This is a genomic window from Clostridium sp. 1001283B150225_161107_B6, assembly GCF_015556325.1.
GTDB lineage: Bacteria > Bacillota > Clostridia > Lachnospirales > Lachnospiraceae > Enterocloster.
On sequence record NZ_JADNMD010000015.1, the window covers coordinates 90,366 to 115,324 of the forward strand.

Annotated in this window: 24 protein-coding genes; 22 read left to right on the plus strand and 2 right to left on the minus strand. The window is 46.7% G+C overall.

From position 1 onward, the window contains the following. Positions 1 to 121 precede the first annotated feature (121 nt). The 6 genes from I2H39_RS25320 to I2H39_RS25345 all read left to right on the plus strand — a co-directional run bounded on the left by I2H39_RS25320 (position 122) and on the right by I2H39_RS25345 (position 6,144). On the plus strand, positions 122 to 1,018 hold the full coding sequence (locus tag I2H39_RS25320) for a LysR family transcriptional regulator (protein WP_195627820.1): 897 nt from the start codon (positions 122 to 124) through the stop codon (positions 1,016 to 1,018). A 151-nt stretch (positions 1,019 to 1,169) separates the two neighbouring features. Next, positions 1,170 to 1,517, plus strand: coding sequence for a MerR family transcriptional regulator (locus I2H39_RS25325; protein WP_195627821.1), 348 nt, complete (start codon positions 1,170 to 1,172; stop codon positions 1,515 to 1,517). Between the two features lie 22 nt (positions 1,518 to 1,539). Then, positions 1,540 to 2,481: an AEC family transporter gene (locus tag I2H39_RS25330; RefSeq protein ID WP_195627822.1), complete on the plus strand. Its 942-nt coding sequence runs from the start codon at positions 1,540 to 1,542 to the stop codon at positions 2,479 to 2,481. 27 nt (positions 2,482 to 2,508) lie between these two features. Then, complete coding sequence (gene rpoN, locus I2H39_RS25335; protein ID WP_195627823.1) at positions 2,509 to 3,879, plus strand: RNA polymerase factor sigma-54; 1,371 nt, start codon at positions 2,509 to 2,511, stop codon at positions 3,877 to 3,879. A 112-nt stretch (positions 3,880 to 3,991) separates the two neighbouring features. Continuing rightward, positions 3,992 to 5,200: a CoA transferase gene (locus I2H39_RS25340; RefSeq protein WP_195627824.1), complete on the plus strand. Its 1,209-nt coding sequence runs from the start codon at positions 3,992 to 3,994 to the stop codon at positions 5,198 to 5,200. A 29-nt stretch (positions 5,201 to 5,229) separates the two neighbouring features. After that, a complete protein-coding gene (locus I2H39_RS25345; RefSeq protein WP_195627825.1) occupies positions 5,230 to 6,144 on the plus strand; it encodes an alpha/beta hydrolase-fold protein in 915 nt (304 codons plus the stop codon). 54 nt (positions 6,145 to 6,198) lie between these two features. Here the strand turns inward: I2H39_RS25345 and I2H39_RS25350 are convergent, their stop codons facing one another. Next, the gene (locus I2H39_RS25350; protein ID WP_240305823.1) at positions 6,199 to 7,710 is read right to left on the minus strand and encodes a sigma 54-interacting transcriptional regulator; all 1,512 of its coding nucleotides are present in this window, start codon (positions 7,708 to 7,710) and stop codon (positions 6,199 to 6,201) included. A gap of 9 nt (positions 7,711 to 7,719) precedes the next feature. Here I2H39_RS25350 and I2H39_RS28955 point away from each other — a divergent pair, with 9 nt between their 5' ends. The 14 genes from I2H39_RS28955 to I2H39_RS25410 all read left to right on the plus strand — a co-directional run bounded on the left by I2H39_RS28955 (position 7,720) and on the right by I2H39_RS25410 (position 22,423). Continuing rightward, positions 7,720 to 7,869, plus strand: coding sequence for a hypothetical protein (locus I2H39_RS28955; RefSeq protein WP_207746967.1), 150 nt, complete (start codon positions 7,720 to 7,722; stop codon positions 7,867 to 7,869). Between the two features lie 15 nt (positions 7,870 to 7,884). Continuing rightward, complete coding sequence (locus tag I2H39_RS28960; RefSeq protein ID WP_207746969.1) at positions 7,885 to 8,196, plus strand: hypothetical protein; 312 nt, start codon at positions 7,885 to 7,887, stop codon at positions 8,194 to 8,196. A gap of 232 nt (positions 8,197 to 8,428) precedes the next feature. Further along, complete coding sequence (locus I2H39_RS25355) at positions 8,429 to 9,232, plus strand: electron transfer flavoprotein subunit beta/FixA family protein (RefSeq protein WP_195627827.1); 804 nt, start codon at positions 8,429 to 8,431, stop codon at positions 9,230 to 9,232. Positions 9,233 to 9,251: 19 nt separating this feature from the next. After that, positions 9,252 to 10,256, plus strand: coding sequence for an electron transfer flavoprotein subunit alpha/FixB family protein (locus I2H39_RS25360; protein ID WP_195627828.1), 1,005 nt, complete (start codon positions 9,252 to 9,254; stop codon positions 10,254 to 10,256). 32 nt (positions 10,257 to 10,288) lie between these two features. Further along, positions 10,289 to 11,473, plus strand: a complete 1,185-nt coding sequence (locus I2H39_RS25365) for an acyl-CoA dehydrogenase family protein (RefSeq protein WP_195627829.1) — start codon at positions 10,289 to 10,291, stop codon at positions 11,471 to 11,473. Positions 11,474 to 11,502: 29 nt separating this feature from the next. After that, positions 11,503 to 12,402 carry a MaoC/PaaZ C-terminal domain-containing protein gene (locus I2H39_RS25370; RefSeq protein WP_227147465.1) on the plus strand — a complete coding sequence of 300 codons (900 nt, stop codon included), beginning with the start codon at positions 11,503 to 11,505 and terminating at the stop codon, positions 12,400 to 12,402. A 34-nt stretch (positions 12,403 to 12,436) separates the two neighbouring features. After that, on the plus strand, positions 12,437 to 13,657 hold the full coding sequence (locus tag I2H39_RS25375) for a CoA transferase (protein ID WP_195627831.1): 1,221 nt from the start codon (positions 12,437 to 12,439) through the stop codon (positions 13,655 to 13,657). 21 nt (positions 13,658 to 13,678) lie between these two features. Continuing rightward, positions 13,679 to 14,992 (plus strand): GntP family permease, encoded by a 1,314-nt coding sequence (locus I2H39_RS25380; protein ID WP_195627832.1) that lies wholly within the window; start codon positions 13,679 to 13,681, stop codon positions 14,990 to 14,992. A 33-nt stretch (positions 14,993 to 15,025) separates the two neighbouring features. Continuing rightward, entirely contained in the window at positions 15,026 to 16,000 is a 975-nt protein-coding gene (locus tag I2H39_RS25385) for an NAD(P)-dependent oxidoreductase (protein WP_195627833.1), read from the plus strand. Between the two features lies 1 nt (position 16,001). Further along, positions 16,002 to 17,285 carry an MFS transporter gene (locus I2H39_RS25390; protein ID WP_195627834.1) on the plus strand — a complete coding sequence of 428 codons (1,284 nt, stop codon included), beginning with the start codon at positions 16,002 to 16,004 and terminating at the stop codon, positions 17,283 to 17,285. A gap of 29 nt (positions 17,286 to 17,314) precedes the next feature. Then, entirely contained in the window at positions 17,315 to 18,112 is a 798-nt protein-coding gene (locus I2H39_RS25395; protein WP_195627835.1) for an SDR family oxidoreductase, read from the plus strand. An 83-nt stretch (positions 18,113 to 18,195) separates the two neighbouring features. Further along, positions 18,196 to 19,077, plus strand: coding sequence for a DUF6282 family protein (locus I2H39_RS25400; protein WP_195627836.1), 882 nt, complete (start codon positions 18,196 to 18,198; stop codon positions 19,075 to 19,077). A gap of 30 nt (positions 19,078 to 19,107) precedes the next feature. Beyond that, the gene (locus I2H39_RS25405) at positions 19,108 to 20,985 is read left to right on the plus strand and encodes a beta-glucoside-specific PTS transporter subunit IIABC (RefSeq protein WP_195627837.1); all 1,878 of its coding nucleotides are present in this window, start codon (positions 19,108 to 19,110) and stop codon (positions 20,983 to 20,985) included. A gap of 10 nt (positions 20,986 to 20,995) precedes the next feature. Further along, complete coding sequence (locus I2H39_RS25410; protein ID WP_195627838.1) at positions 20,996 to 22,423, plus strand: 6-phospho-beta-glucosidase; 1,428 nt, start codon at positions 20,996 to 20,998, stop codon at positions 22,421 to 22,423. 107 nt (positions 22,424 to 22,530) lie between these two features. On the opposite strand, the gene I2H39_RS25415 is transcribed toward I2H39_RS25410, so the two are convergent. Further along, on the minus strand, positions 22,531 to 23,421 hold the full coding sequence (locus tag I2H39_RS25415; RefSeq protein WP_195627839.1) for a LysR family transcriptional regulator: 891 nt from the start codon (positions 23,419 to 23,421) through the stop codon (positions 22,531 to 22,533). A 120-nt stretch (positions 23,422 to 23,541) separates the two neighbouring features. On the opposite strand from I2H39_RS25415, the gene I2H39_RS25420 reads away from it, so the two are divergent. Further along, positions 23,542 to 24,072, plus strand: coding sequence for a flavodoxin (locus I2H39_RS25420; protein WP_195627840.1), 531 nt, complete (start codon positions 23,542 to 23,544; stop codon positions 24,070 to 24,072). A gap of 19 nt (positions 24,073 to 24,091) precedes the next feature. Next, the gene (locus I2H39_RS25425) at positions 24,092 to 24,952 is read left to right on the plus strand and encodes an aldo/keto reductase (RefSeq protein WP_195627841.1); all 861 of its coding nucleotides are present in this window, start codon (positions 24,092 to 24,094) and stop codon (positions 24,950 to 24,952) included. Positions 24,953 to 24,959: the final 7 nt, after the last annotated feature.

The following is a 24,959-nucleotide window of genomic DNA, read 5'->3' on the forward strand; positions in this document are numbered from 1 at the left end:
ATAGACAGTTCTCAAAAAATACGAATAAAGCAGATTTTACAATGAAACGCAATTCCATTTTCTAGTTGACTGACTGCTTGCATTCACTTAAAATCTTAGTATATCACCAGCAGGCAGAATAATGAAAAATGGGGTAGTGCACACAATGGAAATTCGTATATTCCGGTATTTTCTGGCCGTGGTACGGGAAGAAAATATATCACGGGCAGCCGAAGTGCTGCATATCACGCAGCCGGCACTCAGTCGTCATATGGCGCAGCTTGAAGAAGAACTGGGGACACAGCTTTTTGTCAGGGGAAAGCGCCTGGTGCTTACGGATGCGGGTGTGATTCTCCGCAGGAGAGCGGAGGAAGCAGTGGAACTGATTGATAAAATCGAAGGAGAATTTAGCGAGCGGTCGGAGCTGGGCGGTGTGATTTCCATAGGAAGCGGCGCGCTGAAATCCTCTGGTCCCTTGGCCGAAGCCATGCTTGATTTCAACAGGCTATATCCCAATGTCCAGTTTGAAATCTATACAAATAATGCTGAGCACATTAAGATGCGGCTGGATAAGGGACTGCTGGATTTTGGACTTTTAATGGAGCCGGTCGATATTGAACGGTATGATTATATCCGCATGAAGGAGCGGGAACGCTGGGGCATTTTTATGCGCAGGGATAACCGGCTGGCAGGCAAAGAGTTTATCACAAAGGAGGATTTGGCAGGAGTTCCTCTGGTGACGCCCCAGAGGAACTCTGTCCGGAAAGAAATAGAAAGCTGGCTGGGAGAGGACTTCTCCAGTCTGACTACATTTGCGACCTGCAATGTGATTACCAATGGTACCATGCTGATTAACAATGAAACCGTATGTTTCCTGACGATTGAAGGTTCCATTGATTTGATGGAGGGAACGGAATTTATATTCATCCCCCTGTATCCGGAATTGTCCATGACATCGGTGTTTGCATGGAAGAAATATCAGCCGGTTACCAGAGCAGCAGGGAAGTTTCTGGAGCATTTCAAAAGTATGCTAAAATAACATATATTTATATAAATTATACGCATTGGACATAGAATAAGAAAACAGATAAACTATTCATGTAAGTGGAAAACAGGACTTCATCCACACATGAATAGTTTTTTTGATTTGCGATAAAACATGCAGTTGACAAAGGAGGCCAGAAAAATTCGTGAACATTCAGGAAATAAGCAGGAGATTTCAAATTCCGGAGGATAAAATCCAGTGGTATGAATCCCTTGACTTGATAAAAGGGATTCGGCAGGAAGATGGTAGTAAAGATTATAAGGAAGAGCAGTTCCGGGATATGGGACTGATTTCCATTTTTCTGGATGCCGGATTTACAGCCCCTGAAATAAAAAGGTATATGGGACTCTCGCGGGAGGAGGGCAAGGTGGAACGAATACGCATCCTGCGCAGCCGACGGGGAGAACTTCTTGAAGAGATTCATAAAATGCAGAAGACATTGGACTGTATTGACTATTTAATCTGGCAGCAGAAAAATGAATCCGCAAAATAATGGTGGAGGGAATTGAGGAGAAATGGATAATATCTGGATTACAGTAGTACAAATTTTTATATTGACGGTTGAAGTTGGGGTGGGGTATGTTTTTGCCCAAAAAAGACTCATCAGTTCAAAGTCATTAAATGTTTTGACTGTTTTATGTACAAAAATCGCATTGCCATGCAGTGTGGTTCTGTCCGTTTCAGGACTGGATCATTCATTTGCATTTTGGAGAGGGATTTCCATTAATTTGGGGGTCATGATGATTGTCATGATTATTCAGATTCTGGTATCATCCATGATGTTCCAAACAAAGGGTGATAAAGAACGGGCTGTGTACCGTATGGCTTGTATCTACGGAAATTCGGCATTCATGGGAATTCCATTAGTAACGGCGGTTCTTGGTCCGGATGCTGTAATCTATGCGGTGCTGATGGTCATATTTGATACGATATTTTTATTTGCCCATGCAGCACTCTCCGTGGACGGAAGTAAGATAACAGTTCGTTTTTTATGCTCAAAATTGTTTAACACAGTAACGGTTTCCCTTTTGATTGGAATAGCGCTTTGTCTGTCTGGAATTCGGGTTCCAGTTCAGGTCAGTACGTGCCTGAGTGATTTTAGCGGCATGCTTACTCCTTTGGCTATGATTATAATAGGAATACAGCTGGCAGATCAGGACATGAAGGATATTTTCGTCCAAAAGAGTTTTTATACGGTATCTGTAATCAAGCTGATTGTTTGGCCGGTTATTATTTTATCATGTATGCTGCCGATGCGTGGAATCCTTGCGCCGGCCGGCATTTGTGCGATGATTATCTGTAAGGCGACACCACAATCGGCGGTGTTGGGGGTGCTGGCGGACAGCAATGGTCTGAATGGTAAAGCGGCAGCGGGAATGATTGGGCTGACGACCTTGCTGTCCATCCTAACACTTCCGATTGTTACTGCGACAAGCAGTATCTTGTTTCCGGTTTAGTTAACGAAAACAGCAGAGGAGAATATTATGGGGCTGGAATTAAACATTGGGCAGAGGCAAACGATTTCACAGAATATGATTCAGCAAATGCAGATCCTGCGGATGAGTTCGCAGGAATTGGAAGAATATTTAAAAGAGGTTTCTTTAGAAAATCCTGTGGTCGAACTAGAAGAAACGTCAATCAGAGATAGGGATCAGGAACGCCTGAAAAAGCTGGAATGGCTGGATCAGTTTGATGAACAGAACCGGATTTATTACAGTCAGGAAAAGGAAGATTCCGATGCCAATGACATTATGAATATAGGCGGGCAGGAGGAAGAATCTCTTGAGGACAGCATAAAAGCGCAGCTACTTGGACAGCCTTTTTCCAGACAGCAGATGCGTATTTTTGAATATCTGATAAAATGCCTGGATTCCAGAGGCTTTTTTGTGGATTCCATCAGAGAAACGGCAAGTTTTTTGGGAGAGAAGGAAAAGAAGGTGACAGAGTGCCTGGAAATTCTCAAACAGCTTGACCCGGCAGGGGTATGTGCAAACGGTCTCAGAGAATGCCTGCTCATCCAACTGTCAAGGCTGGAGAGGGAGGGCGAGAATCTTTTTGTGGAAAAACAAATCGTGGAACAGTATCTGGAGCCGTTGGGGAAAAACCAACTGCCGGTAATTGCAAGGAACATGGAGCTGCCAGTTGAAAGAATCCAAAGGGCAAAGGAAAAAATTCAATCTTTAAACCCAAAGCCATCCAGGGGATATTCGGATCATGAACGGTTCGGATACACGATTCCGGATGTGACGGTGATAAAATTTAAGGATTATTTTGAAATCCTGGTGAATGGCGGCCATGGACCAGAACTCAGAATCAACAAAGAATACAAGAATATGGTAAATGACAAAGAATGCAATGGAGAGGTAAAGCATTATCTTGCTGAAAAAGTCAGGCAGATCGAACAGATCCAGAACTGTATAAGCCACCGCGGTTCTACGCTGTCAGAATTGACAAAGTTCTTGGTGGAGTATCATAAAGAATTTTTTTTATATGGAAGAAAACAGCTCATGCCGCTTTATCTGTATACTGCCGCAGAAAAACTGGGAGTTCATGAATCAACCATCAGCCGCGCCGTAAAAGGAAAATATCTGTATTGCTGTTGGGGAATGTATCCTTTGGATTATTTCTTTTCCAGAGAGGTTTGCGGGGATCAGTCTGCAAAGGTCATAACAGCGGATGATATTAAAGCCCGGATAAAAATACTGATTGGACAGGAGGACGCAAAGAAACCGTTTAGTGATCAAAAATTGAAAGAACAGCTTGAAAGAAATGGAATCCGAATATCCAGAAGAACCGTGACAAAGTATAGGGAGGAGATACAGATTCCGGATTACCGGATGAGAAAGACCTATTAAGGGCAGGACTGCCGGGTGTGTCGTTTCCTGGTAAGACACGCTCTAAAAACGGGCATGAAAATTGCATTACTTTTATAATGAATATATTTTTCATTGAAGGAGGTTTAATCATATGAAACCGTTAGAAGGAATCCGTATTCTTGATTTCACACAGTTTTTTTCAGGTCCGATCTGCACCCTGATGCTAAGCGATTATGGAGCGGAGGTAATCAAACTGGAAAATCCGCCGTTGGGGGACAGCACCCGCTATGGAAAGGTAATAGTCGGGGATGCAAGCACTCACTATGCCACCAGAAACCGTGGAAAAAAATCGGCAGTCATCAATATGAAGGCTGAAAACCAGAAACAGTTTTTTTTAGAGCTTGTCAAAACCGCAGATGCCGTAGTAGAAAATTTTAAGCCGGGGACAATGGAGAAATTCGGAGTTACATATGAACTGCTCCAGTCCATTAACCCTAAAATCGTATATACCCGGATTTCTGGATATGGGCAGGAGGGACCCTTTGCAAGCCATGCGGCATATGATGCAACGGTTCAGGCCGAATCCGGTGTTATGAGCATTACCGGACCGGAGGGCGGCGGACCGACCAAATGTGGGGGTTCTATTGCAGATTACTGTGGAGGACTGATGGCATGTATCGGAACCCTGACAGGAATCCTGGATGCTCAGCGAAACGGACATGGCCGCTGCATCGATGTATCAATGATGGATTCGCTCCTGCTTTTACAGGAAAACATGTTAAGCTCCTATCTGCTGACGAAAAAGACTCCCAAGCCTAACGGGAATCGTTATCCGGCAGCAAGCCCCATTGGTGACTACATCTGTAAGGACGGCATTCCGATTATGCTGAATATTGCCACAGATGCCCAGTTCAAGGCATTTGCGGAGGTGTTAGATCAACCTCAGTGGCTGGAGGACCCGGATTTTGCCTCCATGTCCCTCCGTGCAGACAATTTCCGTAAGGTAGAGTCTGAGGTGCTTCGCGTATTTTCGACCATGACCAGTACAGAGGTAGCCGAACGCCTGCAGAGCCGTAAGCTCGTATACGGAAGCATCAATAACTATGAAGGCGTTGTGAACCATCCACAGGTTAAATTCCGCAAAACCTTTGTCCAGGCCACGTATCCGGACGGAACCAGTTTTTCAGTACCAGGCAATCCGCTGCTTATCAGCGGGATGGAACGGGAGATGGATTATGAAGCGGTTCCGTTAGGGTATAACACTATTGAGGTGTTTTCGGAAGTGGCAGATCTGGAGGTTGTACATAAGGTCATGGATCCGGTACTTACGGATATAACGGAAAAGAAGCCACAGAAATAATACCGTGAGTTTAAGAGGAGGGGGAAGCAATGGCGAGATTTACAACAAATTTTGAAAGTGAAGCATTGAAAAGACCAATAACAATCGAAGCAGTGCTGCCGGCCGATCATATGGTATTAAGGACACAGCCGCTTCCTAAAAAGAATATGCCATATAAAACGCTGTACTTATTGGAGGGTGTGACGGGTAACGCAAGCGGTATATTTAATTATTCAAAGCTGATGGGGCTGGCTGAGGATTACAATCTTGCAGTGGTCTGCATTGGTGGAGAAAATAAATGGTGGAGCAGTATGACTGCCATGAATGAAAATTTTGGAGATATGGTTACCCGTGATGTGGTGAATTTTACGCGCAGGGTGTTCTGCCTGTCCGACCGAAGAGAGGATACGTTTATCGGTGGATTTTCTATGGGTGGTTACGGGGCATTTGTCAACGGATTTAGGCACCCTGAATTGTTTAGCAGGATTATTGCGGTTAATTCGGCGCTACAGAAGGTTCCTATTATGACTTCTGTAAATGAGCCTACCTGGGATATGTTTCTTAGGGATAATTACGAGGCCATGTTCAATTTTCAGGATGTGGCGGAATATGAAAATAGTGATAATGACTATGAGTTTTTGGCTGAAACAGTAGCAAAGACAGAAATGGGCAATCTGCCAAAGATTTTTATGGCCTGTGGGAAACAGGATGGTTTGTATGACGGAAATACGGCTTATCGCGATTTGCTGAAGAATTTAGGTTATGAGGTAGATTGGCTGGAGTTTGAGGGAAACCATAGTTGGTATTCGTTTGACATTGGTATGGAAGGTGCTGTGAAATGGCTGCCGTTAGAAAACTTCCGGGAGAATATTTTTTATTACGGTAAGGATGCTCACATTGACGGTACAAACTTTGCACACTGGAGTACCATGTATAATGTGGAAGCAGACAGCGGAAAAGAGTAGCAGCAAAAAAATCTCCAGCATGGTTTTCTAAAAACAGCTGGAGATTTTTGAAAATCAGGTCGGAAACTCACCGGAATCCATGCCCAGACGTTCCATGTTCCGGTACAGGGTTTTTCGGGTAATACCGAGAATCTGGGCGGCAGCGCTACGGTTGCCGTGACACTGTTCCAAAGCAAGAAGGATGTCATCTTTTGTCAGAGAGCCTCGTTTATGCTGCTTGGGTGCAAAGCTCTTTGGTAAATCAGATGGCGGCACAGCAGGTGTCTCTGATTTCACAGTAGCCGCCGGAACCGAGACAAACGCCGGTTCCGTAATAAAAGCCGGCTCCGGAGAAGGGGGTGGCACCAGGGGAGCCGGGATTTCCGCAACATACCGGGGAGATGTCAATTGCTGAAGGCTGATATTTTCCATAATATGCTCCGGCAGAATGACATGGTTCGGATAAAGCTGAACCAGATTTTCCATGACATTCTGCAGTTCACGCACATTGCCGGTCCAGTAGCAGGAGAGCAGGTATTGCTCTGCCTCCGGAGAAAATCGTTGAAGATCGTCCCGGCCGATCCGGCAGCTGATGGATTGCAGAAAATGATTGGCCAGCAGCAGGATGTCATTGCCCCGTTTGCGCAGAGGAGGCAGGTTCAGCTTGAGGGTTCCCAGACGGAAAAACAAGTCTGACCGGAACATGCGCTGTTCAATCATCTGTGCCATATCCGCGTTGGTCGCTGAGATGATCTTGACATCAATATCAATGAGGCGGTTACTTCCAAGCCGCATAAGCTGCTTTTGTTCCACCACACGGAGAAGGGAAGCCTGAAGATCCAGTGGCAGGTCGCCAATCTCATCAAGGAAAATAGTCCCCCCGTTGGCCAGCTCGAATTTCCCCATATTGCCGTTCTTTTTTGCGCCGGTAAATGCGCCGCTGTCATAGCCAAATAGTTCGCTGGCAATCAAATCCCTGGGAAGGGCGGCACAGTTTACGGCTATGAAAGGTTTGTTCCGCCGCCGGCTGGCATTATGGATGGCCTGTGCAAAGACATCCTTGCCAACACCGCTTTCTCCCAGAATCATGACATTGCTGTCGGTGTTTGCAATCATGGTGGCTCGCTGTTTGGCAGATTTCATAGGATTGCTGTCACCGATAATGTTGGAGAAGGAGAGCACGGCTGTATTGCCCATCTTCCGCGAAATACTGCGGCTTTCCATTTGCGGAGTTGAAATATAGGCGATGATTCCCGCCGCATTCAGACTGGGCTGATAAAACGTATCACAGAACAGCGTGCAGCAGGTGGTTTTTCCGCCGACCGGGCAGAAATTCATTGGAGTGTCGGAAATATTGTGTGGATATTTTAAAAGCTCATAAAACGCCTGATTTTCTTCTGGCTTTAACAGCCGGCCAAGTTGCGTGAAATTGATATTCTCCACAGGAATATTCAGCGCCTGAAAGAACATGTCGTTGGCATACAGAACCGTTGCGTCTTTTTGTGACATGCGGGTATCTACGATCAGCATGCCGGTTCTGGACCGTTCATAAAGACGGAACGAGAGCTGATTAAAATGCAGGGTCATCTCCAAATCGTGGGTCAGGGTTATGGCCGTGAACAGATAATCGTCGTGGGCCAGATTATCTGGAACAAGCAGGGCGATACCGCCGAGCCGGTCCGGAAGATGGTAGGAGTTGCTGACTTCAATCTGCTCAAAATGAACCGGGGAAAAATAAATAGTTAAATCCTTTAAAGCCGGATGGCTATGGCTGGTCCCACAGGAAATAAAAGGCCTGTCGCAGCGGAAGCCTTCTGTAACAGCATTAAAACCGGAGGTTTCTTCTGTCCAGACACTTCGGGAGACGATGCCACGCTTCTGGAAAAAATCCCGGTATGTCTCATTGCAATACAGCTGAATCAGATAACCATCGGAATCAAAATAAGCGATGGATACCTGACACGGAGTTCCCAGGCGTTCCAATATGCACTGGATATTTCGATCCAAATAAGAAAAATTCCGGATGTTGTTCTGGCAATGTCTCTGGAACTCAGATTCTTTAGCGAGAAATAGTGGATGGTCTTTCATGAAGCATGGTCCTTTCTTCATCAGTAGAGTTGGGTATGTGAATAGTATAACACACTTTTTTAACTGTGTCGAACAAAAACGACACAGTGTGTCCTTGAAATGACACAGTCAAGTCGTGTAAATGTCCTGTATGTGAGCAGAAACAAGGAGAAAAAACAGGCATGGAACTTGCAGTAATAAATAAATGAAAACAAATAGCAGGAAGGAGTTTTTGAGAATGAATATTTGTGTATGTATCAAACAGGTACCGGATACTACGGAAATTAAGATTGATCCGGTGAAACACACATTAATCCGGGATGGAGTACCGAGTATTGTAAACCCCTATGACACGTATGCACTGGAAAATGCTGCGAGGATTAAGGATGCACAGCCGGATACAAAGATTGTTGTAATCAGCATGGGGCCTGAGCAGGCGAAAAACGCTTTAAAGGAATGTCTTTCGATTGCGGCGGACAAGGCGTATCTGATTACGGACCGTAAGTTTGGAGGTTCCGATACTCTGGCGACCAGTTATATTCTGTCGGAGAGCATCAAATACATAGAAGGAATAGAAGGGAAATTTGATGCGATCTTTTGCGGAAAGCAGGCCATTGACGGAGATACGGCCCAGGTCGGTCCAGAAATTGCTGAACATCTTGATTACCCTCAGGTCACCTATGCTCTGGAATCATTCTTAGAGGGCGACAGCCTGAGAGTCATCCAGCAGGGTCCGGAGGACAAACGTGTCATTGGCGTAAAGCTTCCCTGTGTTGTAACTTTTACACAGGCAGCTTTCGATGTACGTTACCCCAATGTACGCAGACGGATGGCGGCTAATCGGGCGGAGATTCCAGGCGTCACCAGCGTGGAACTGTCAGAGATTGATCTGGACCGCTGCGGATTGAAGGGTTCGCCGACCCGTGTAAAAAGTACATTTGTGCCAGTACATGAGAATCACCTGACTATGATAAAAGAAGATACGATTCAGGAGTCTTCCAGAAAACTGATAGAGCTTCTTGACAATGCTCATGTGATTTAAGGCTGAAGGAGGAGAAAAGATGGAAGCAATGACCAAAGATCTTTGGGTATTTATTGAGACAAAAGAGGATGGTTCTGCCAGAAATGTGGGATTGGAATTGTTGAATCCCGGACGTCGTCTGGCGGATAAACAGGGCGGAAGGCTGGTGGCAGTGGTAATCGGATTTCAGGCAGATAACGCTGTTAGGGAAGCCGGGGCACAGGGAGCCGATCAGATTCTGGTGGTCGATGGTGAGGAATACGCCCACTATACAACAGATGCTTATGTGAATGCCATGGAGCATCTGATTCGGAAATACGGACCGACAACACTGTTAATTGGGGCTACCAGTTATGGCCGTGACATGGGACCGCGCTTATCGGCAAGATTAAAAAGCGGTCTTACGGCAGACTGTACAGCTCTTGACATTGAGGAAGATACCGGAAATATGGCATGGACCCGTCCGGCCTTTGGCGGCAATCTGATGGCGACGATCATATGCCCCGATGGTCGCCCGCAGATAGGCACCTGTCGTCCCGGTGTGTTTAAGAAGCAGCCGTCCACAGAAAGCCATGCGGAGATTGTGAGAGAAGATTATCATGTGCCGGTAGAGCAAATCCGTACCCGGCTGTTGGAAATTATCCATGATACAGCAGAGGCAGTAGTGGATTTGGAGGGTGCGGAAATTATCGTTTCAGGCGGGCGCGGCGTCGGTGGACCGGAAGGTTTTGGCGTAGTGAAAGACCTGGCGGATGCGTTGGGCGGTGTAATGGGCGCATCCCGTGCAGCGGTGGACAGCGGTTGGATTCCCTATGCACATCAGGTGGGGCAGACCGGAAAAACTGTGGCGCCGAAGCTGTATATTGCATGCGGCATTTCCGGAGCAATCCAGCATCTGGCGGGCATGAGCGGTTCCGAGTGTATTGTGGCTATTAATAAAGATCCGAATGCCCCTATCTTTGAAGTGGCTCATTACGGAATTGTAGGAAATCTTCATGAGGTACTTCCGTTACTTACAGCTGAGGTGAAAAAGCTGAAAGCGTAAAACAGCAAATAAAAAGGAAGGAGAAAAACGATATGGTCAATTATTTATTAGCAACCGATGAGCAGAAGGAATTGGCAAATGGCGCGCGTGAAATCTTAGAGAGGGAGCTGAAACCGCAGATTGAAGTGCTGGAGCACGCGGATGGGGGAAGAGGGCAGTATCCGTTAGACGTACATGAGAAGCTGGCGGCAGCCGGATATTTCGGGATGAATATTCCGGAAGTCTGGGGCGGTCTGGGACTGGATATTGTTACACAGGCATTGATTGCTGAGGAGATGGCAAAGGTAGACGCCGGTTTTACTTTCAGCTTTTATAACATGGGAACCTATTTCCCAATGATTGAAAAGAGCGGGCTGACGGATGCGGAGAAACAGGACTGGGCCGACCGGATCATGAGCGGAGAGGCGAGAGGCTGTTTTTGCATTACAGAGGCGGATGCCGGTTCCGATGCGACGGCAATGCGTACCACAGCGGTAAAAGACGGCGATGAATGGGTCATCAGCGGAACTAAGTGCTTTGCATCCAATGCACCGGTATCCAACTACTTCCTGGTAGCTGCATGGACCAACAAAGAGGCAAGAGCCAGCGAGGGAATCACCTTTTTCCTGGTAGAAAAGGAACGGGGCGTACAGATTGGCAAGAAGGAAAATAAGATGGGCCTGAAGCTGTCGGAAACCTCGGATGTGATTTTTGACGAGGTAAGGGTTCCGGAAGACCATGTAATCGGAGAAGTCGGAAAGGGACTGGCCCTCAGCTTAAAGTTGATCAGCAATGAAGGACGCGCTATCGGTATGTCCTTTAACCTGGGGCTGGCTCAGGCTGCACTGGATACGGCGGTGGATTATGCAAAAGAGAGAAGACAGTTCAAAAAGAGAATCATCGACCATGAAGGTCTGTCTTTCATGATTGCAGACATGAAGGCAAGGACGGAAGCTAGCAGGGGACTGCTTTATTATACCCTGAGTGCCATGAGAGACGGAAAAGACGCCGGAACCATGGGCTCTGTCTGCAAAATGTATATTTCAGACTGTACCATGCAGACCACTGTGGATGCGGTTCAGGTTCTGGGCGGATACGGCTATATGAAAGATTATCCGGTTGAAAAATATATGCGCGATGCAAAGATCTTCCAGATTTTCTCAGGAACCAATCAGATTCAGCGAAGAACCATAGCCAGGGCACTGGCGGGAAAAGACCCTCAGGCAGTAAGAAAGTAACTACGGCGCCAGATAAGGAGACAATGACAATGGATGCAAATATGTTTGATTCGATCATAGGGCAGGGGATGGGTCCCCGCACCATGAAATATACCTGGAGGGATGTATCCCTCTATGCGCTGGGGGTTGGAGCCACCAGTAAGGATCTGCCATACTTTTTTGAAAAATATAAGGACGGGATGAAGGCGCTTCCCACCTTTTCACTGCTGCCGTATATCAATACGGTCAACATGGAGCCGATTCGGCATGTGCCTTATGGGCCAAATGAAATCGTAAGCGATTTTATCAAAGAAAAGTTGGGACATTTTCCAAACCGGCTGCATATGGCTATGGAACTGGAAATCCACGGCTCCATTGATGCTTATCAGGGGACATTCCTGACGGAAGACCGCTTAAATGCAGTGTACGACCGCGGGGAGGGGAAGGGGGTTGTGGCGGATTGTGCCATGGAGGTCTACGACCTTGCGGGACGTCATATCAGCACCCTTCACAGTTACCATTACCATGCGGCTTTCGGCGGATACGGCGGAAAAAAATTTGATTCCAGGAAGATTACTTATCCGGACAGAAAACCGGACTATGAAGTGACGGAATATATGCCGGAGAACCTGGCCTGCCTGTACCGTTTATCCGGTGATACCTATGAGGTTCATGTAAATCAGGAGCTGGCCGAAAGCTATGGGTATGAAAAACCATTTTTGCAGGGACTCTGTACCTATGGTTTTGCGACCCGGATGGCGATTCAGAGCGCGATTCCTTATGAGCCGGAGCGTGTTACCAAGGTCTATGCGCAGATGCGTAATGTATGTTTCCCCGGACGGAACGTGACATTTAAAGGCTGGGAACTGGAAAAAGGGAAAATCGTGTTTCAGTTGTCAGATGAACAGGGACGCCTGCTTCTGGGAAATGGAATATTTGAGTACCGATAATTTTTGTACAGGACAGATGAGGAGTGTGATACGGATGAAGCCCTTAGAAGGAATCCGGATACTTGACTTTACACAGTTTCTGTCCGGACCACTGTGTACGATGATTTTGGCAGATTTCGGCGCAGAGGTAATCAAGATTGAGAATCCGCCTGCCGGCGATTATTCCCGTTATGGGAATGTGGTAAAGAATAAAAGCAGCTCCCACTACGCCACCAGGAACCGTGGAAAAAAGTCCATTGTCCTGAATATGAAGGATGAGCGGCAGAAAGTCATGTTTTTAAAGCTGGTGGAAACAGCCGATGCGGTAGTGGAAAATTTCAAGCCGGGTACCATGGAGAAATTCGGGATTACCTATGAGGTGTTAAAGAAAATCAATCCAAGAATTGTATATACCTCTATATCAGGGTATGGACAGGATGGTCCCTATGCCCGGCGGGCAGCTTTTGACGCTACCATACAGGCAGAGGCCGGGATCATGAGCATTACTGGTGAACCGGGTCAGAAACCACTTAAATGCGGAGCGGCCATCGGTGATTGTGCAGGAGGACTTTTCGGATGCATCGGTACGTTGATTGGAATCATGGATGCAAAGAAATGTGGACAGGGCAGGCGTGTGGATGCGTCTATGCTGGATTCTCTGGTGTTCATGCAGGAAAATCTGTTCAGCGTTTACATGGATACCGGAGTGATTCCTACCCCCACAGGAAACCGGTATCCAGAAGCAAGCCCTATTGGCGATTTCCGTTGTAAGGATGGTGAATTTATCATGCTGAACCTGGCAACGGACAGCCAATGGGAGAAACTTGCAATTGCCCTTGGGAAAAAACAATGGCTCAGCGATCCGGAACTAAAGGGGATGCGCACGCGCGCAGATCATTACAAAAAGGTGGAAGGACTGGTGGGCGCGGCAATTGCCGAGTATACCAGCAAGGAAATGGAAGAAATACTTCAGAAAAACGGATGTGCTTATGGAAAGATAAATAACTATGAGCAGGTAGTCAACCATCCGCAGATTATCCACAGAAATCTGATGGTGGATGCGGTGTATCCGGATGGAACCAGTTTCCGTGTTCCTGGAGAACCGTTACATATGAGTGGTGTCGAACGCGTAGAAGCCTTTCCTGTGGTTCCTTTAGGGTATCATACCCTGGAGGTTCTGGCGGAGGTGGAGGATGACGGGCGTGTTCGGGAGATTATGGGGCCGGTATTAAAGGCGTCAGAGGAAAAGACGGAATCATTATACCGGGAACCGTAATGAGATAGGGAGGAAAAAGAAATGGGAAGTGTGGCACTCAGTACGATAGGGGTACTGCTTGCAACGGCCGCAGTCATTTATCTTGCTTATGCAGGCTATGAGCCGTTGATCTGTTTCCCAATCTGCAGCATTTTTATTTGCCTGACTTCGGGAATCAACATTACGGAGGGGATCGTAGGTACTTACTGTACCGCTTTTGGAACGATGGTCGGGAAAATGCTTTTTACATATTTATGGGCGACCATGTTAGGCAAGGTCATGACGACCTCCGGACTGGGAGCAGCTCTGGCAGAATGGCTGGCGAAGATCATACCGGTGGAACTGGCCCCCACGACCATGTGTATTACCGGAATTCTGTTAAGTCTTTCCGGTATGTCCATCGGAGCCTATCTGGTTATTTTCCCGATTGGTCTGGTACTGTGTTCCAAGGCAAACTATTCCAAGGATATTATTCTGGGCTCCATTTTTGCAGGGTCCTGGACTTTTATCCTGGCGGCTCCTTTAATGCCGTCCAATAATAATTATCTGGTGCAGTCCTATTTGGGGACGACGCCGTCTGCAGGATTCATTCCCGGTATGGTGGGCTGCTGCACAATGCTCCTTTTAAACTGTTTGTATCTGCAGTGGCAGGCGCGGAAATGGCAGAGAGATGGACGCGGATTTGAGGACTGGTCGGACTTGGAGCAGGCAGGGGCGGACGGAGAAAAGCAGATGCCGCCAGTGTGGAAAGCGTTTGTTCCGATTCTGTTGGTGATGGTTTTGTACAATCTTGTGAAGCTGTCGCTTCCGCTTTGCTTGGGAGTTGGCGCATTGTGCTGCTGTGTATTGGAATTCAGACGCTATACTGTCAAAGAATGGTTTACACAATTGACTGAGGGAATGTTAGCCGGCACAAAGGCACTGATGAATATCGGTACCAAGGGAGCTCTGGGCGGAGTGGTTGCCCTGACTCCGTGCTATGCGGCGCTGATGGCAGGGATTGACAAACTGGATGTATCACCGTATCTGACCGCATTCATTGCTGCAAATATCATGGCGCTGGTACTAGGGTCGGCATCTTCAGCCTGCGGTACCCTGACGCCAGCCATGCAGCCGGTATTTGAAGGCTGGTCTGCAGCCGGAGCTGCAGATATGGGCAATCTGCACCGAATGGTAGTGATGGGATCAATTGGTCTGGATTCTCTGCCACATAACGGAACCATCCTGGCCACATGCGAGATGTTTAGGACCACAATGAAAAAATCATACGGACCTGTATTCGTTACCTGTGTCCTGATGCCGATTTTAACGGGCTTAGTGATAGCGTTGCCGTTAGCAATGGCAGGTCTGAAATAGAAATCAGGATGAAATATAAGGAGGAAAGAAGCAATGAGTAAAGAGAAAGTTGGATTTATCGGCTTGGGAACCATGGGTTTTGCCATGTGCTACGGCCTTTATAAAAAAGGGTTTTCTATGGTGTTGCCCACCTACCGCCGTGAGGTTGACCAGAGCGGCAGCTTTATTCCGCTGGCACCGGACAAAGAGACAAAGACCGCCCTCTATGACGAGATGCTGGCCAATGGATGTGAGGGGGCAGTGAACTCCGCAGAGCTTTTCAAAAAGAGTGATTATATACTGATCAGCATGCCTACATCCAAACAGGTGGAGATGAATGTTATGGGAGAAGAGGGGATCCTTGAGAATGCCCGCCCCGGCACAGTCGTAATTGACCTTACCAGTGCGGATGCGGTCAGCACCAGAAAACTAAGCGCCCTGTTGGGGGAAAAGGGTATCGAAATGCTGGATGCGCCTATCAGCGGAGGCCAGGCAGGGGCTATCAACCAGACACTATCCGTTATGGTCGGAGGAAAAAAAGAAATTTATGAAAAGTCCCGCCATATTTTGGAAACCATTGGAAAGCCGGAGAAGGTCATCTATGTGGGACCAAGCGGTGCAGGCGATACCATAAAGAGTGTAAATAATTTCCTGTCCTGTGCCTGCCTTCTGGCGACGACCGAGGGTGTGATGGTTGCCGCAAAAGCGGGAATCGATCCCAAAACAGCCATTCAGGTAATTGGGTCCAGTGGGGGATCATCCAATGCCTCGCTTTATAAATACCCGAATTTGATTTTTACTGGTCAGGGGATGAATATGCCAGTGGATCTGATGTGGAAGGATATTGCGCTCTATGTGGCAGCTGCGAAGGACGGAAAAGTTCCGGCATTTATCGGCAACACAGTAAATCAACTGTTTGGGCTTCCTTCGGTAGAGGGCAAGGGCAGTATGGACTTTGTGGAAGTGGTTCGGATGTATGAGCAGTGGTGTGGGATACCGGTAATTGGCATAAATGAGGAGGAAAAATAACATGGGTAACTCAAAAACAGCGAACCGTGCGCTGGTAGTGGCAATCCTGCTTAATCTGGCCTGTGGTTTTCAATATTGTTGGAGCCTTCTGGGACAGTCCATCATCTCAGAATATGGCTGGACGGCAACCCAAGCAGCGCTTCCCTATACTGTACTTACCATTGTGACCTCTGTTTGGGCCATCTTTGCAGGGAGGCTGGGTGAATATGTAGCGCCGAAAGCGACAATAGCCTTTGGAGGCCTGTGCATGGGACTTGGCCTGATTATAAGCAGCAGGACAACATCACCGGTCATCATGGTCCTTTCTGTGGGTGGTTTCCTTGGTCTGGCATCAACATCAATTACGTCGAATACCTCACCGAATGCCATGAAGTGGTTTCCGGCGAGCAAAAAAGGTCTGATTGTAGGCGCTGTTACCATGGGGATGGGCCTTTCTTCCCTGTATATGGCGCCTGTTATCAACAGCTTACTGGCAGGAGTCGGATTAAGCAATACGTTCCTCTATATGGGTATTGCTGCAATTATCATTATCTGTGGTCTGGCGATACTTTTCCCGACACCGCCTTCCACACAGGAGCTGATTGACAGACGGAAGGCCGAACGGCAGGGAAAAGTGATACAAAAGAGTGCAGAGGAAATGGAAGAAGAAAAAACAGCGGCGCGAAAAATGGAGGAAGAAGACGCCGGAACCATTTACCAGAATAAAGTCATGCCCAATATGGCGCTTAGAACAAAGGAATTCTGGGCAATTTTCTTTATCTATATTGCGTGCTGGATGCCGGGACAGATGATTACTTCATCGGTTGCCAATATCTGCAGAGTACAGGCAAACTGGCAGGATGGATTTATTGCAGTTATGGCTATGGCAATTGGAAACGGTGCAGGAAGATTGTGTTCAGCCGGACTGTCGGACCGTCTCGGAGTGGTAAAGACATACCGGATGTTATTTGCAGTCCAGGCAGTTAACCTGCTGCTGTTTTCCATTTACCGCTCTCCGGTACTTATGTTTATCGGAGTGGTAATTCTGGGTTTCTGTGTCGGCTCCGGGGTTCCGCTGCAAATTGCGTTGACGGCTCAGGTATATGGCCGGAAATTTTTGGGAAGCATCAGCGGAATGATTCAGCCGGCATTTGGAATCGCCGGATTTGTAGGCCCGGTACTGGCTGGCCGGATTTTGGATACGACAGGAAGCTATCATCTTTCGTATCTGTTTAATGCAGTTGTAATGGTGGTTGGTATTGGACTTACCTTTATCATAAGGGAAAAGAAAAGCATAGCAAAATAGAGATAATAAAGAAAAAGGAGGATTTACTTATGAGACAGTATTTATTGGAGGGAAAGACCGCAATCGTTACAGGAGCCAGCTATGGGATCGGTTATGCAATTGCAGAGCTGTATGTGCAGGAGGGAGCAAATGTGGTCATGACGGCCAGAGGACAGGACAGTCTGGATAAGGCTGTAGAGAAAATCCGTGAAAAGGCACAACATGGAAATAGGGTCATTGGGATTGCCGGGGATGTTGCTTCCACAGAAGTTGCAAAGATGACAATTGAAAAGACCGTATCAGAATTTGGAAAGGTAGATATTCTGGTAAATAATGCCGGGGTAGGGGAACAGTGGAGGATTGACACAATACCGGATGATATTGTAGATCGAACCATTGCAGTCAATTTCCGTGGGCCGGTTGTGTGGACAAGAGAGGTTCTTCAGTATATGCTTCCACAGAAAAGCGGATCTATTATCAATGTTTCTTCTGTGAATGGAGTCAGACCTATGTGCGGTTCCGTCTACGCTTCCACTAAGGGAGGCGTAAATATACTGACGAAGAATACAGCAATCCGTTGCGTGGGGACCGGGGTAAGATGCAACTCCCTTTGTCCAGGTTATACCATCACTCCCATGTCCCAGACCCAGGAAAAGGGTGCTGGACTGGCGCCGGCAGGAAAGGATATGCTTCCGATCCTGCATACAAGAACCGTAAGAGAAAGCGATACCATGCATGTGGCCTGTCAGCCCGAGGATCAGGCGAACCTGGCGCTGTTCCTGGCAAGCGATTTATCAAAGGCGATACAGGGACAGATCATTACCGTTGATAACGGCGCTTATCTGTAAAGCAACATGGATTGGGGCTGCTGTGGCATGGTTACGGCGGCTCTGAATGAAAATGGAGGATGCCATGCAGAAACGAGGGGAGAATGTCAAGATATAAAGCGTCCATGTCGCTGAAGAAGGAGCAGATTGACCGGTTATACCAGGGAAGTATTGATATGCATGTCCATGTGGCGCCGGACCCTGACTGGGACCGCCGATTAGATACCTATGAAACGGCACAGGCTGCGGAAGCCGGGGGAATGCGGGCTTTCGTGGCAAAGAGTTTCTATTATCCGACCACTACAGAAGCACGGATTGTTACAAACAGGATGGAGCAGGTGCAGGCTGTGGGCAGTGTGACCATCGGTTACGGAACCACCGGCGGTCTGGAGTATGCGGCGGAAACAATCGAACATCATGCAAAAATTGGATGTAAGGTGGTCTGGTTTCCGGCTTTTGATGCCATGCACTGCCGAAAAGGGATCGGCAGAGAGGGAGGCATCCAGATTTTGGATGAGCATGGTGAACTAAAGCAGGAAGCCAGAGATGTGCTTGAGGTTGTCCGGGATTATGGAATGACGGTATGTAAAGGGCATATGTCTTATCCGGAGACTGAGGCGCTGTTTATAGAGGCGGCCAATATGGGAATTTCCAAAATGGTGGATACACATCCTCTTTCGGATTCCTGGGGGCTGTTTACCCGGGAGCAGATCCTCCGCCTTTCGTCACTCGGCGCATATACGGAAATTGTATTCGGAAACCTGATGCCCCGGCTGGGAGCGATGGACCCAGCGGACTATGTGGATCTGGTCCATGAAATCGGGGCCGAGAAAATGATTATGAGTACAGATCTGGCTCAGTGTATGGACCCGACTCCAGCGGAGGGCATGCGGTTCTTTATAGGAACCATGTTACAGTTTGGATGTACTGACGAGGAAGTGGAGCGGATGGTAAAGCGGAATCCCTCCAGATTGTTGGAAATTTGAGTGTTTTATTAAAAGATGAGAGGTAAAGGTATGAGTAAAAAATATGAAGAGCTGGCCCGCGATATTATCAAAGGGGTCGGAGGCGGGGAAAACGTCAATAATGTATATCACTGCCAGACCAGACTGAGATTTACACTGGCAGATGAAAGCAAGGCGGAGAAAGATGTGCTGGAACAACTGGAAGGCGTCGCAAAGGTCATGATAAGCAGTGGTGTGTTCCAGGTGGTGATTGGAACACATGTGGCTGAAGTATTTGAGGAGATTGAAAAACTGGTGAAGCCCGTGGCTCAGGGAGAGAGTACAGAACCGGATGAAAAGAAAGGAATTGTCGGAACTTTCATTGACTTTATATCAGGAAGCTTCATGCCGATTATACCAGCTCTATCCGGAGCCGGTATGGTAAAAGCAGTGCTGGCGCTTTTGATGGTGTTTAAGCTGATTTCAGCGGAATCGCAGACCTATTATATCCTGAATTTCTTTTCGGATGCTGCGTTTTACTTCCTGCCCATCCTGCTGGCGTATACATCAGCACAGAAGCTGCGTTGCAATCCAATTTTGGCTGCAACTGTTGCAGGCATTATGATGCATCCTAACTGGATGGGCCTGGTAGCAGCAGGTGAACCAGTTCTGCTCTTTGGAGTGGTACCGTTTACGCTTGCATCTTACACGGCAACGGTCATTCCGATTCTGATTGTTGTGTTTGTGCAGTCTTATGTTGAGAAATTTTTAAATAAAAAAATACCTTCTTCCGTGAGGATTGTATTTGTCCCGCTTTTAGTATTCCTGATCATGGGTACTCTTGCCATGTCCGTGCTGGGACCGATTGGAACCTTCGTGGGCGGTTATCTTGCAATGCTGTTTGATTTCCTGAGCACCAATGCAAGCTGGGCTCCGGCCGTACTGGTGGGCGGCCTGCTGCCAATCATGGTAATGTTTGGCTTACATACGGCTGTGGGACCTCTGGGGGCAATGCAGATGGCAGAGCTGGGATTTGACAGCATCTTCGGACCGGGATGCGTATGCTCCAATATCGCTCAGGCTACCTCGGCGCTGGTGGTAAGCCTCCGTACAAAAGACAAAAAATTCAAGCAGATTGCAACCTCCGGTTCAATCACGGCATTTATGGGGATTACGGAGCCGGCGTTATACGGTGTGAACCTGCCAAAAAAATATCCGTTGGTGGCTTCTATGATTGGCGGCGGCCTGGGTGGTCTGTACGCAGGACTTACCCATACGCACCGGTTTGCCACCGGGTCATCCGGATTACCGGCAGTGCTTTTATATATTGGCGATAATACCATGACATATTTTTACAATATCATTATTGCTCTTATAATTACGATTGTGGTTACGGCTGTGGTGACCTATGTGTTGAGCTTAAAATTTGAAAAAACGGAGGCGGAGGGTGCCGCTTTGGAAGAAACACCGATTGAGGCGGCGCCGGTTCAGAGCAGCAGTTGTGAAGTATACAGCCCGATGAAAGGCCGGATACTGCCCTTGTCAAAAGCAAAAGACGAGGTATTTGCTTCTGAAGTTTTAGGTAAGGGAGTTGTGATTGAGGCGGAGGACGGCCAGGTAGTGGCTCCGTTTAACGGTACGGTGGCGACGCTGTTCCCAACGAAGCATGCCGTTGGTATTGTTTCAGAGGATGGAGCCGAGATTCTGATCCATATTGGGATCGATACGGTTCAGCTTAACGGGGAATGTTTTGAATCCTATGTGGAACAGGGCGAAAAGGTTAAACAGGGCCAGCTGCTGGTCTCTGCAGATTTAAAAGCAATCAGTGAAAAAGGATATTGTACGCAGATTCCGGTCATCATCACCAATACCCCGCAGTATTCTACTATTCGGACCGAAGAAAAGGAGCAGGCGGATTTTGGGGATGTGATCATGACATTAGAAAAGTAGGAGGCTGTTTATGGCATTAAGAAAAGACTTTTTATGGGGAGGTGCAACTGCTGCCAATCAATGTGAAGGCGGATATGATCAGGGCGGCAGAGGACTGTCCAATGTAGATGTGATTCCGACCGGGAGAGATCGGAAGGCCATCAGCGCCGGGAAGATGAAAATGCTGGATTTTGACGAAGAACATTTTTATCCGGCAAAAGAATCCATTGATATGTATCATCACTATAAAGAAGATATTGCACTTCTGGCAGAGATGGGAATCAAATGTTTTCGCATGTCGATTTCCTGGTCCAGAATCTTCCCGAACGGTGATGATGAAATGCCGAATGAAGAAGGGCTGCAGTTTTATGAAGATATTTTCCGGGAGTTGAAAAAATATCAGATTGAGCCTCTGGTCACGTTAGCTCATTTTGATGTGCCGATGCATTTGGTGAAAGAATACGGTTCCTGGAGAAACCGGAAAATGGTTGATTTCTATAAGAACTATGTGAATGTGGTACTAAAACGCTATCGGGACTATGTGAAATACTGGCTGACTTTTAACGAAATTAATATGCTGCTTCATGCATCATTTATGGGGGCCGGAATCTGCTTTGAAGAAGGAGAAAATGAGCTGCAGGTGAAATACCAGGCTGCTCATAATCAGTTGGTAGCAAGCGCTCTTGCCACCGGGATTGCCCATGAGATTAACCCCGATAATATGGTGGGGTGCATGCTCGCAGGCGGAAACAATTATCCTTATTCCTGCCGCCCGGAAGACTACTATAAGGCAATCACTCAAGATAGGGAAGGATATTTCTTTATTGATGTCCAATCCAGAGGGTATTATCCGTCTTATGCGTTAAAGAAGTTTGAACGGGAAAATATTCGGATTCAAATGGAACCAGATGATCTGGAAATCCTGAAGAAAAACACGGTTGACTTTATTTCGTTCTCATACTATTCCTCCCGAGTGGTGGCGACAGATCCGGGAGCGGGTCAGGAGACGGCAGGAAATATATATGGGTCTATTAAGAATCCATATTTGAAATCCAGCGAATGGGGATGGCAGATTGATCCACTGGGGCTGCGTAACTCCCTTAATATGTTATATGACCGCTATCAGAAGCCGCTGTTTATTGTTGAAAATGGTCTGGGGGCCAAGGATATACCAGATGAGAATGGATATGTGGAAGATGATTACCGGATTGATTATATCCGGGAGCATATTAAGGCATTTAAGGCTGCGGTGGAGGTGGATGGGGTCGATCTTTTGGGGTATACGACCTGGGGCTGCATTGACCTGGTTGCGGCCAGCACGGGGCAGATGTCGAAACGATATGGTTTTGTCTACGTGGATTTGGATGACGCAGGAAACGGAACCAGAAAGCGCAGCAAGAAGAAATCATTTGGCTGGTATAAAGAAGTGATTGCCTCTAATGGGGAGAACCTGGGGTAAACTAAATTTGTGGAAACTGGTATAGCGGGTGCGGGAATTATTTCACACCCGCTATTATAAACTAGATTATGCAACTTGGGTAAAAAGATAAGCCTCTTGACAGAAACTTATCTCATTGTTTTTTTTACTTGATTTACAAATTTCTCCACAGTTTCAGAAGGGTTTGGGGCATACAATAGTCCATATGGAGAACTGTATTCCCACTCAACAGGAATGCTAACTAATGCTGGATGGATATCCTGCCAGCACTCCAAAATAAGAAGAACTTTATTTGTTTCTACACAACGATTGAAGACAGAAATATCATAAAAATGTGGTGTATCTTCAATCTGTATGGCAGGATGATTTTGACTCAAATCTTCTCGAATAATATCATTCGTTTCTGAATCCCCCTTTTTTACCATCATCAAAGTTTCCCCATGCAAATCTGTAAGTTTTAAAACTTTTTTATGGGCTAAATGATGCTCTCTCGAAACAGCACACATTTTTTTATAGCGACCAAGTGGAAGCATATTGCATTGATTTAGCCAGAGTTTGGAATCACAGACAGCAAGCAGGAAATCAAATTTTTCTCCCAACTGTCCGATTTCAGAGAGAATTCCTTCGTGGTTATCTTCAAAGGGTACAAGATGCAATTTGTAATCAGGAAATTCCGGGCTAACACGATACCACAGATCCATGAACGGCTTTGCCGGATTTAACATGGAAGTGCCGACACGGAAAGTTGTATCATTTGTATTCATGGCTTTTCGTGCATTTTCGATAGAGCGTTTGGAATAGTCAAATAAAAATTTCGCGTCTTTATAAATACAATCCCCAGCAGGCGTTAACTGTACGCCATGCGGGGTACGTATTAAAAGCTTCAAATTTAGATGTTTTTCTAAAGAATTGATTTGTTTCATAACAGCGGTGGAAGAGATAAAAAGTTTTTCTGCGGCTTTCGTAAAACTACCGCAATCTGCAACACACACAAATGCCGTCAAGTACGGGTTAAACATAATGTACTCTCCTGTCGTTTTGCATAAACTATAAGTTAATACAATGGTAACATACCGGAGATTCCATGTCAAGAGAATTTCGGCTATAATGAGATTTGAGAAAAGGAAGGAGGAGTAAATATGGCTTGTTTAATTGCCTATTTTTCTCGTAAAAATCAAAATTATGTAAACGGTACAATCCGGGATCTCAAAATTGGGAATACAGAAATTGCTGCTTGTATGATTCAAAAGTTTACAGAAGGAGATTTATTTAAAATAGAGCCTATTCAGGAATACTCCAAAGATTATAACGTGTGTATCGCACAGGCTCAGGCAGATCAACGCCGGGGCGCCAGACCAGAATTAAAAAGATATCCTGAAAGTATAGATACCTATGACATAATCTATCTTGGTTATCCAAATTATTGGAGTACATTGCCAATGCCGGTTTTTACCTTTCTGGAACATTTTGATTTTTCCGGGAAGATAATTCGTCCTTTTTGCACTCATGAAGGCAGTGGTATGGGAGCCAGCGAAAAAGATATTCAACGAATCTGCAGTGGTGCTAGATTGGAAAAGAGTCTGGCAATTCATGGGGGCAGTGTAGCAAACGCTGAGCCGGAGATTTTGGCGTGGCTCAAACAGTTTAGTAAAAATGGCAGCATTGCCTAAATATTGAAAGGAGATCGCAATGATGATTTTTGAAGAAACTTATACTCTTTTAAACGGTGTGACAATCCCAAAGCTGGGCTTGGGGACTTGGTTTATCTCGGATGATATAGTGGCCGATGCTGTACGAGAGGCTGTGAAAATAGGATACCGCCATATTGATACCGCACAGGCTTATGAGAATGAGAGGGGCGTTGGTGAAGGTATCCGTACCTGTGGTATTTCACGGAAAGAACTGTTTGTAACCACAAAACTGGCCGCTGAAGCTAAAACCTATGAGGAGGCTGCTGCTGCAGTTAACGGTTCTTTGGAGAAGCTGGGGCTTGACTACATTGACCTCATGCTGATTCACAGCCCTCAGCCGTGGGCAGATTTCCGGGGTGGGGATTATTCACAGGGAAACCGAGAGGCGTGGAGGGCGCTGGAAGATGCCTACAAAGCCGGAAAACTTCGAGCAATCGGCGTATCCAATTTTAAGGAAGCGGATATTGAAAATATTATTTCGTCCTGCACAGTAAAACCTATGGTAAACCAGTTGTTAGTACATATCGGTAATACGCCTGCCGAACTGATGGAATATTGCCATACAAACAATATTTTGGTAGAAGCTTATTCTCCGGTGGCACATGGGGAAATCCTGAAAAGTGAAGAAGTAAAGAAAATGGCAGAAAAGTATCAGGTAACGATTCCGCAGCTCTGCCTCCGCTATGATTTGCAGTTAGGTGCATTACCTCTTCCCAAAACAGCAAATCCGGAACATATGCAGGACAATGCAAATGTGGATTTTATCATTTCAGAGCAGGATATGGAAGTATTAAAAAACATGAAGCCATTAAAAGATTATGGCGAGTTCAGTGCTTTCCCGGTGTTCAGCGGAAAGTAGGTCTGAA

Bases quoted from the DNA above. Each gene is read 5' to 3' on its own strand.
- I2H39_RS25400 (WP_195627836.1), top strand. From the start codon at position 18,196: ATGTCAAGATATAAAGCGTCCATGTCGCTGAAGAAGGAGCAGATTGAC.
- I2H39_RS25425 (WP_195627841.1), top strand. From the start codon at position 24,092: ATGATGATTTTTGAAGAAACTTATACTCTTTTAAACGGTGTGACAATC.
- I2H39_RS25420 (WP_195627840.1), top strand. From the start codon at position 23,542: ATGGCTTGTTTAATTGCCTATTTTTCTCGTAAAAATCAAAATTATGTA.
- I2H39_RS25385 (WP_195627833.1), top strand. From the start codon at position 15,026: ATGAGTAAAGAGAAAGTTGGATTTATCGGCTTGGGAACCATGGGTTTT.
- I2H39_RS25350 (WP_240305823.1), bottom strand. From the start codon at position 7,710: ATGACCCTGCATTTTAATCAGCTCTCGTTCCGTCTTTATGAACGGTCC.
- I2H39_RS25360 (WP_195627828.1), top strand. From the start codon at position 9,252: ATGGAAGCAATGACCAAAGATCTTTGGGTATTTATTGAGACAAAAGAG.
- I2H39_RS25390 (WP_195627834.1), top strand. From the start codon at position 16,002: ATGGGTAACTCAAAAACAGCGAACCGTGCGCTGGTAGTGGCAATCCTG.
- I2H39_RS25415 (WP_195627839.1), bottom strand. From the start codon at position 23,421: ATGTTTAACCCGTACTTGACGGCATTTGTGTGTGTTGCAGATTGCGGT.
- I2H39_RS25370 (WP_227147465.1), top strand. From the start codon at position 11,503: ATGGATGCAAATATGTTTGATTCGATCATAGGGCAGGGGATGGGTCCC.
- I2H39_RS25405 (WP_195627837.1), top strand. From the start codon at position 19,108: ATGAGTAAAAAATATGAAGAGCTGGCCCGCGATATTATCAAAGGGGTC.
- I2H39_RS25380 (WP_195627832.1), top strand. From the start codon at position 13,679: ATGGGAAGTGTGGCACTCAGTACGATAGGGGTACTGCTTGCAACGGCC.
- I2H39_RS25395 (WP_195627835.1), top strand. From the start codon at position 17,315: ATGAGACAGTATTTATTGGAGGGAAAGACCGCAATCGTTACAGGAGCC.
- I2H39_RS25340 (WP_195627824.1), top strand. From the start codon at position 3,992: ATGAAACCGTTAGAAGGAATCCGTATTCTTGATTTCACACAGTTTTTT.
- I2H39_RS25345 (WP_195627825.1), top strand. From the start codon at position 5,230: ATGGCGAGATTTACAACAAATTTTGAAAGTGAAGCATTGAAAAGACCA.
- I2H39_RS25410 (WP_195627838.1), top strand. From the start codon at position 20,996: ATGGCATTAAGAAAAGACTTTTTATGGGGAGGTGCAACTGCTGCCAAT.
- I2H39_RS25375 (WP_195627831.1), top strand. From the start codon at position 12,437: ATGAAGCCCTTAGAAGGAATCCGGATACTTGACTTTACACAGTTTCTG.
- rpoN (WP_195627823.1), top strand. From the start codon at position 2,509: ATGGGGCTGGAATTAAACATTGGGCAGAGGCAAACGATTTCACAGAAT.
- I2H39_RS28960 (WP_207746969.1), top strand. From the start codon at position 7,885: ATGGCTATGGCTGGTCCCACAGGAAATAAAAGGCCTGTCGCAGCGGAA.
- I2H39_RS25320 (WP_195627820.1), top strand. From the start codon at position 122: ATGAAAAATGGGGTAGTGCACACAATGGAAATTCGTATATTCCGGTAT.
- I2H39_RS25330 (WP_195627822.1), top strand. From the start codon at position 1,540: ATGGATAATATCTGGATTACAGTAGTACAAATTTTTATATTGACGGTT.
- I2H39_RS25365 (WP_195627829.1), top strand. From the start codon at position 10,289: ATGGTCAATTATTTATTAGCAACCGATGAGCAGAAGGAATTGGCAAAT.
- I2H39_RS25355 (WP_195627827.1), top strand. From the start codon at position 8,429: ATGAATATTTGTGTATGTATCAAACAGGTACCGGATACTACGGAAATT.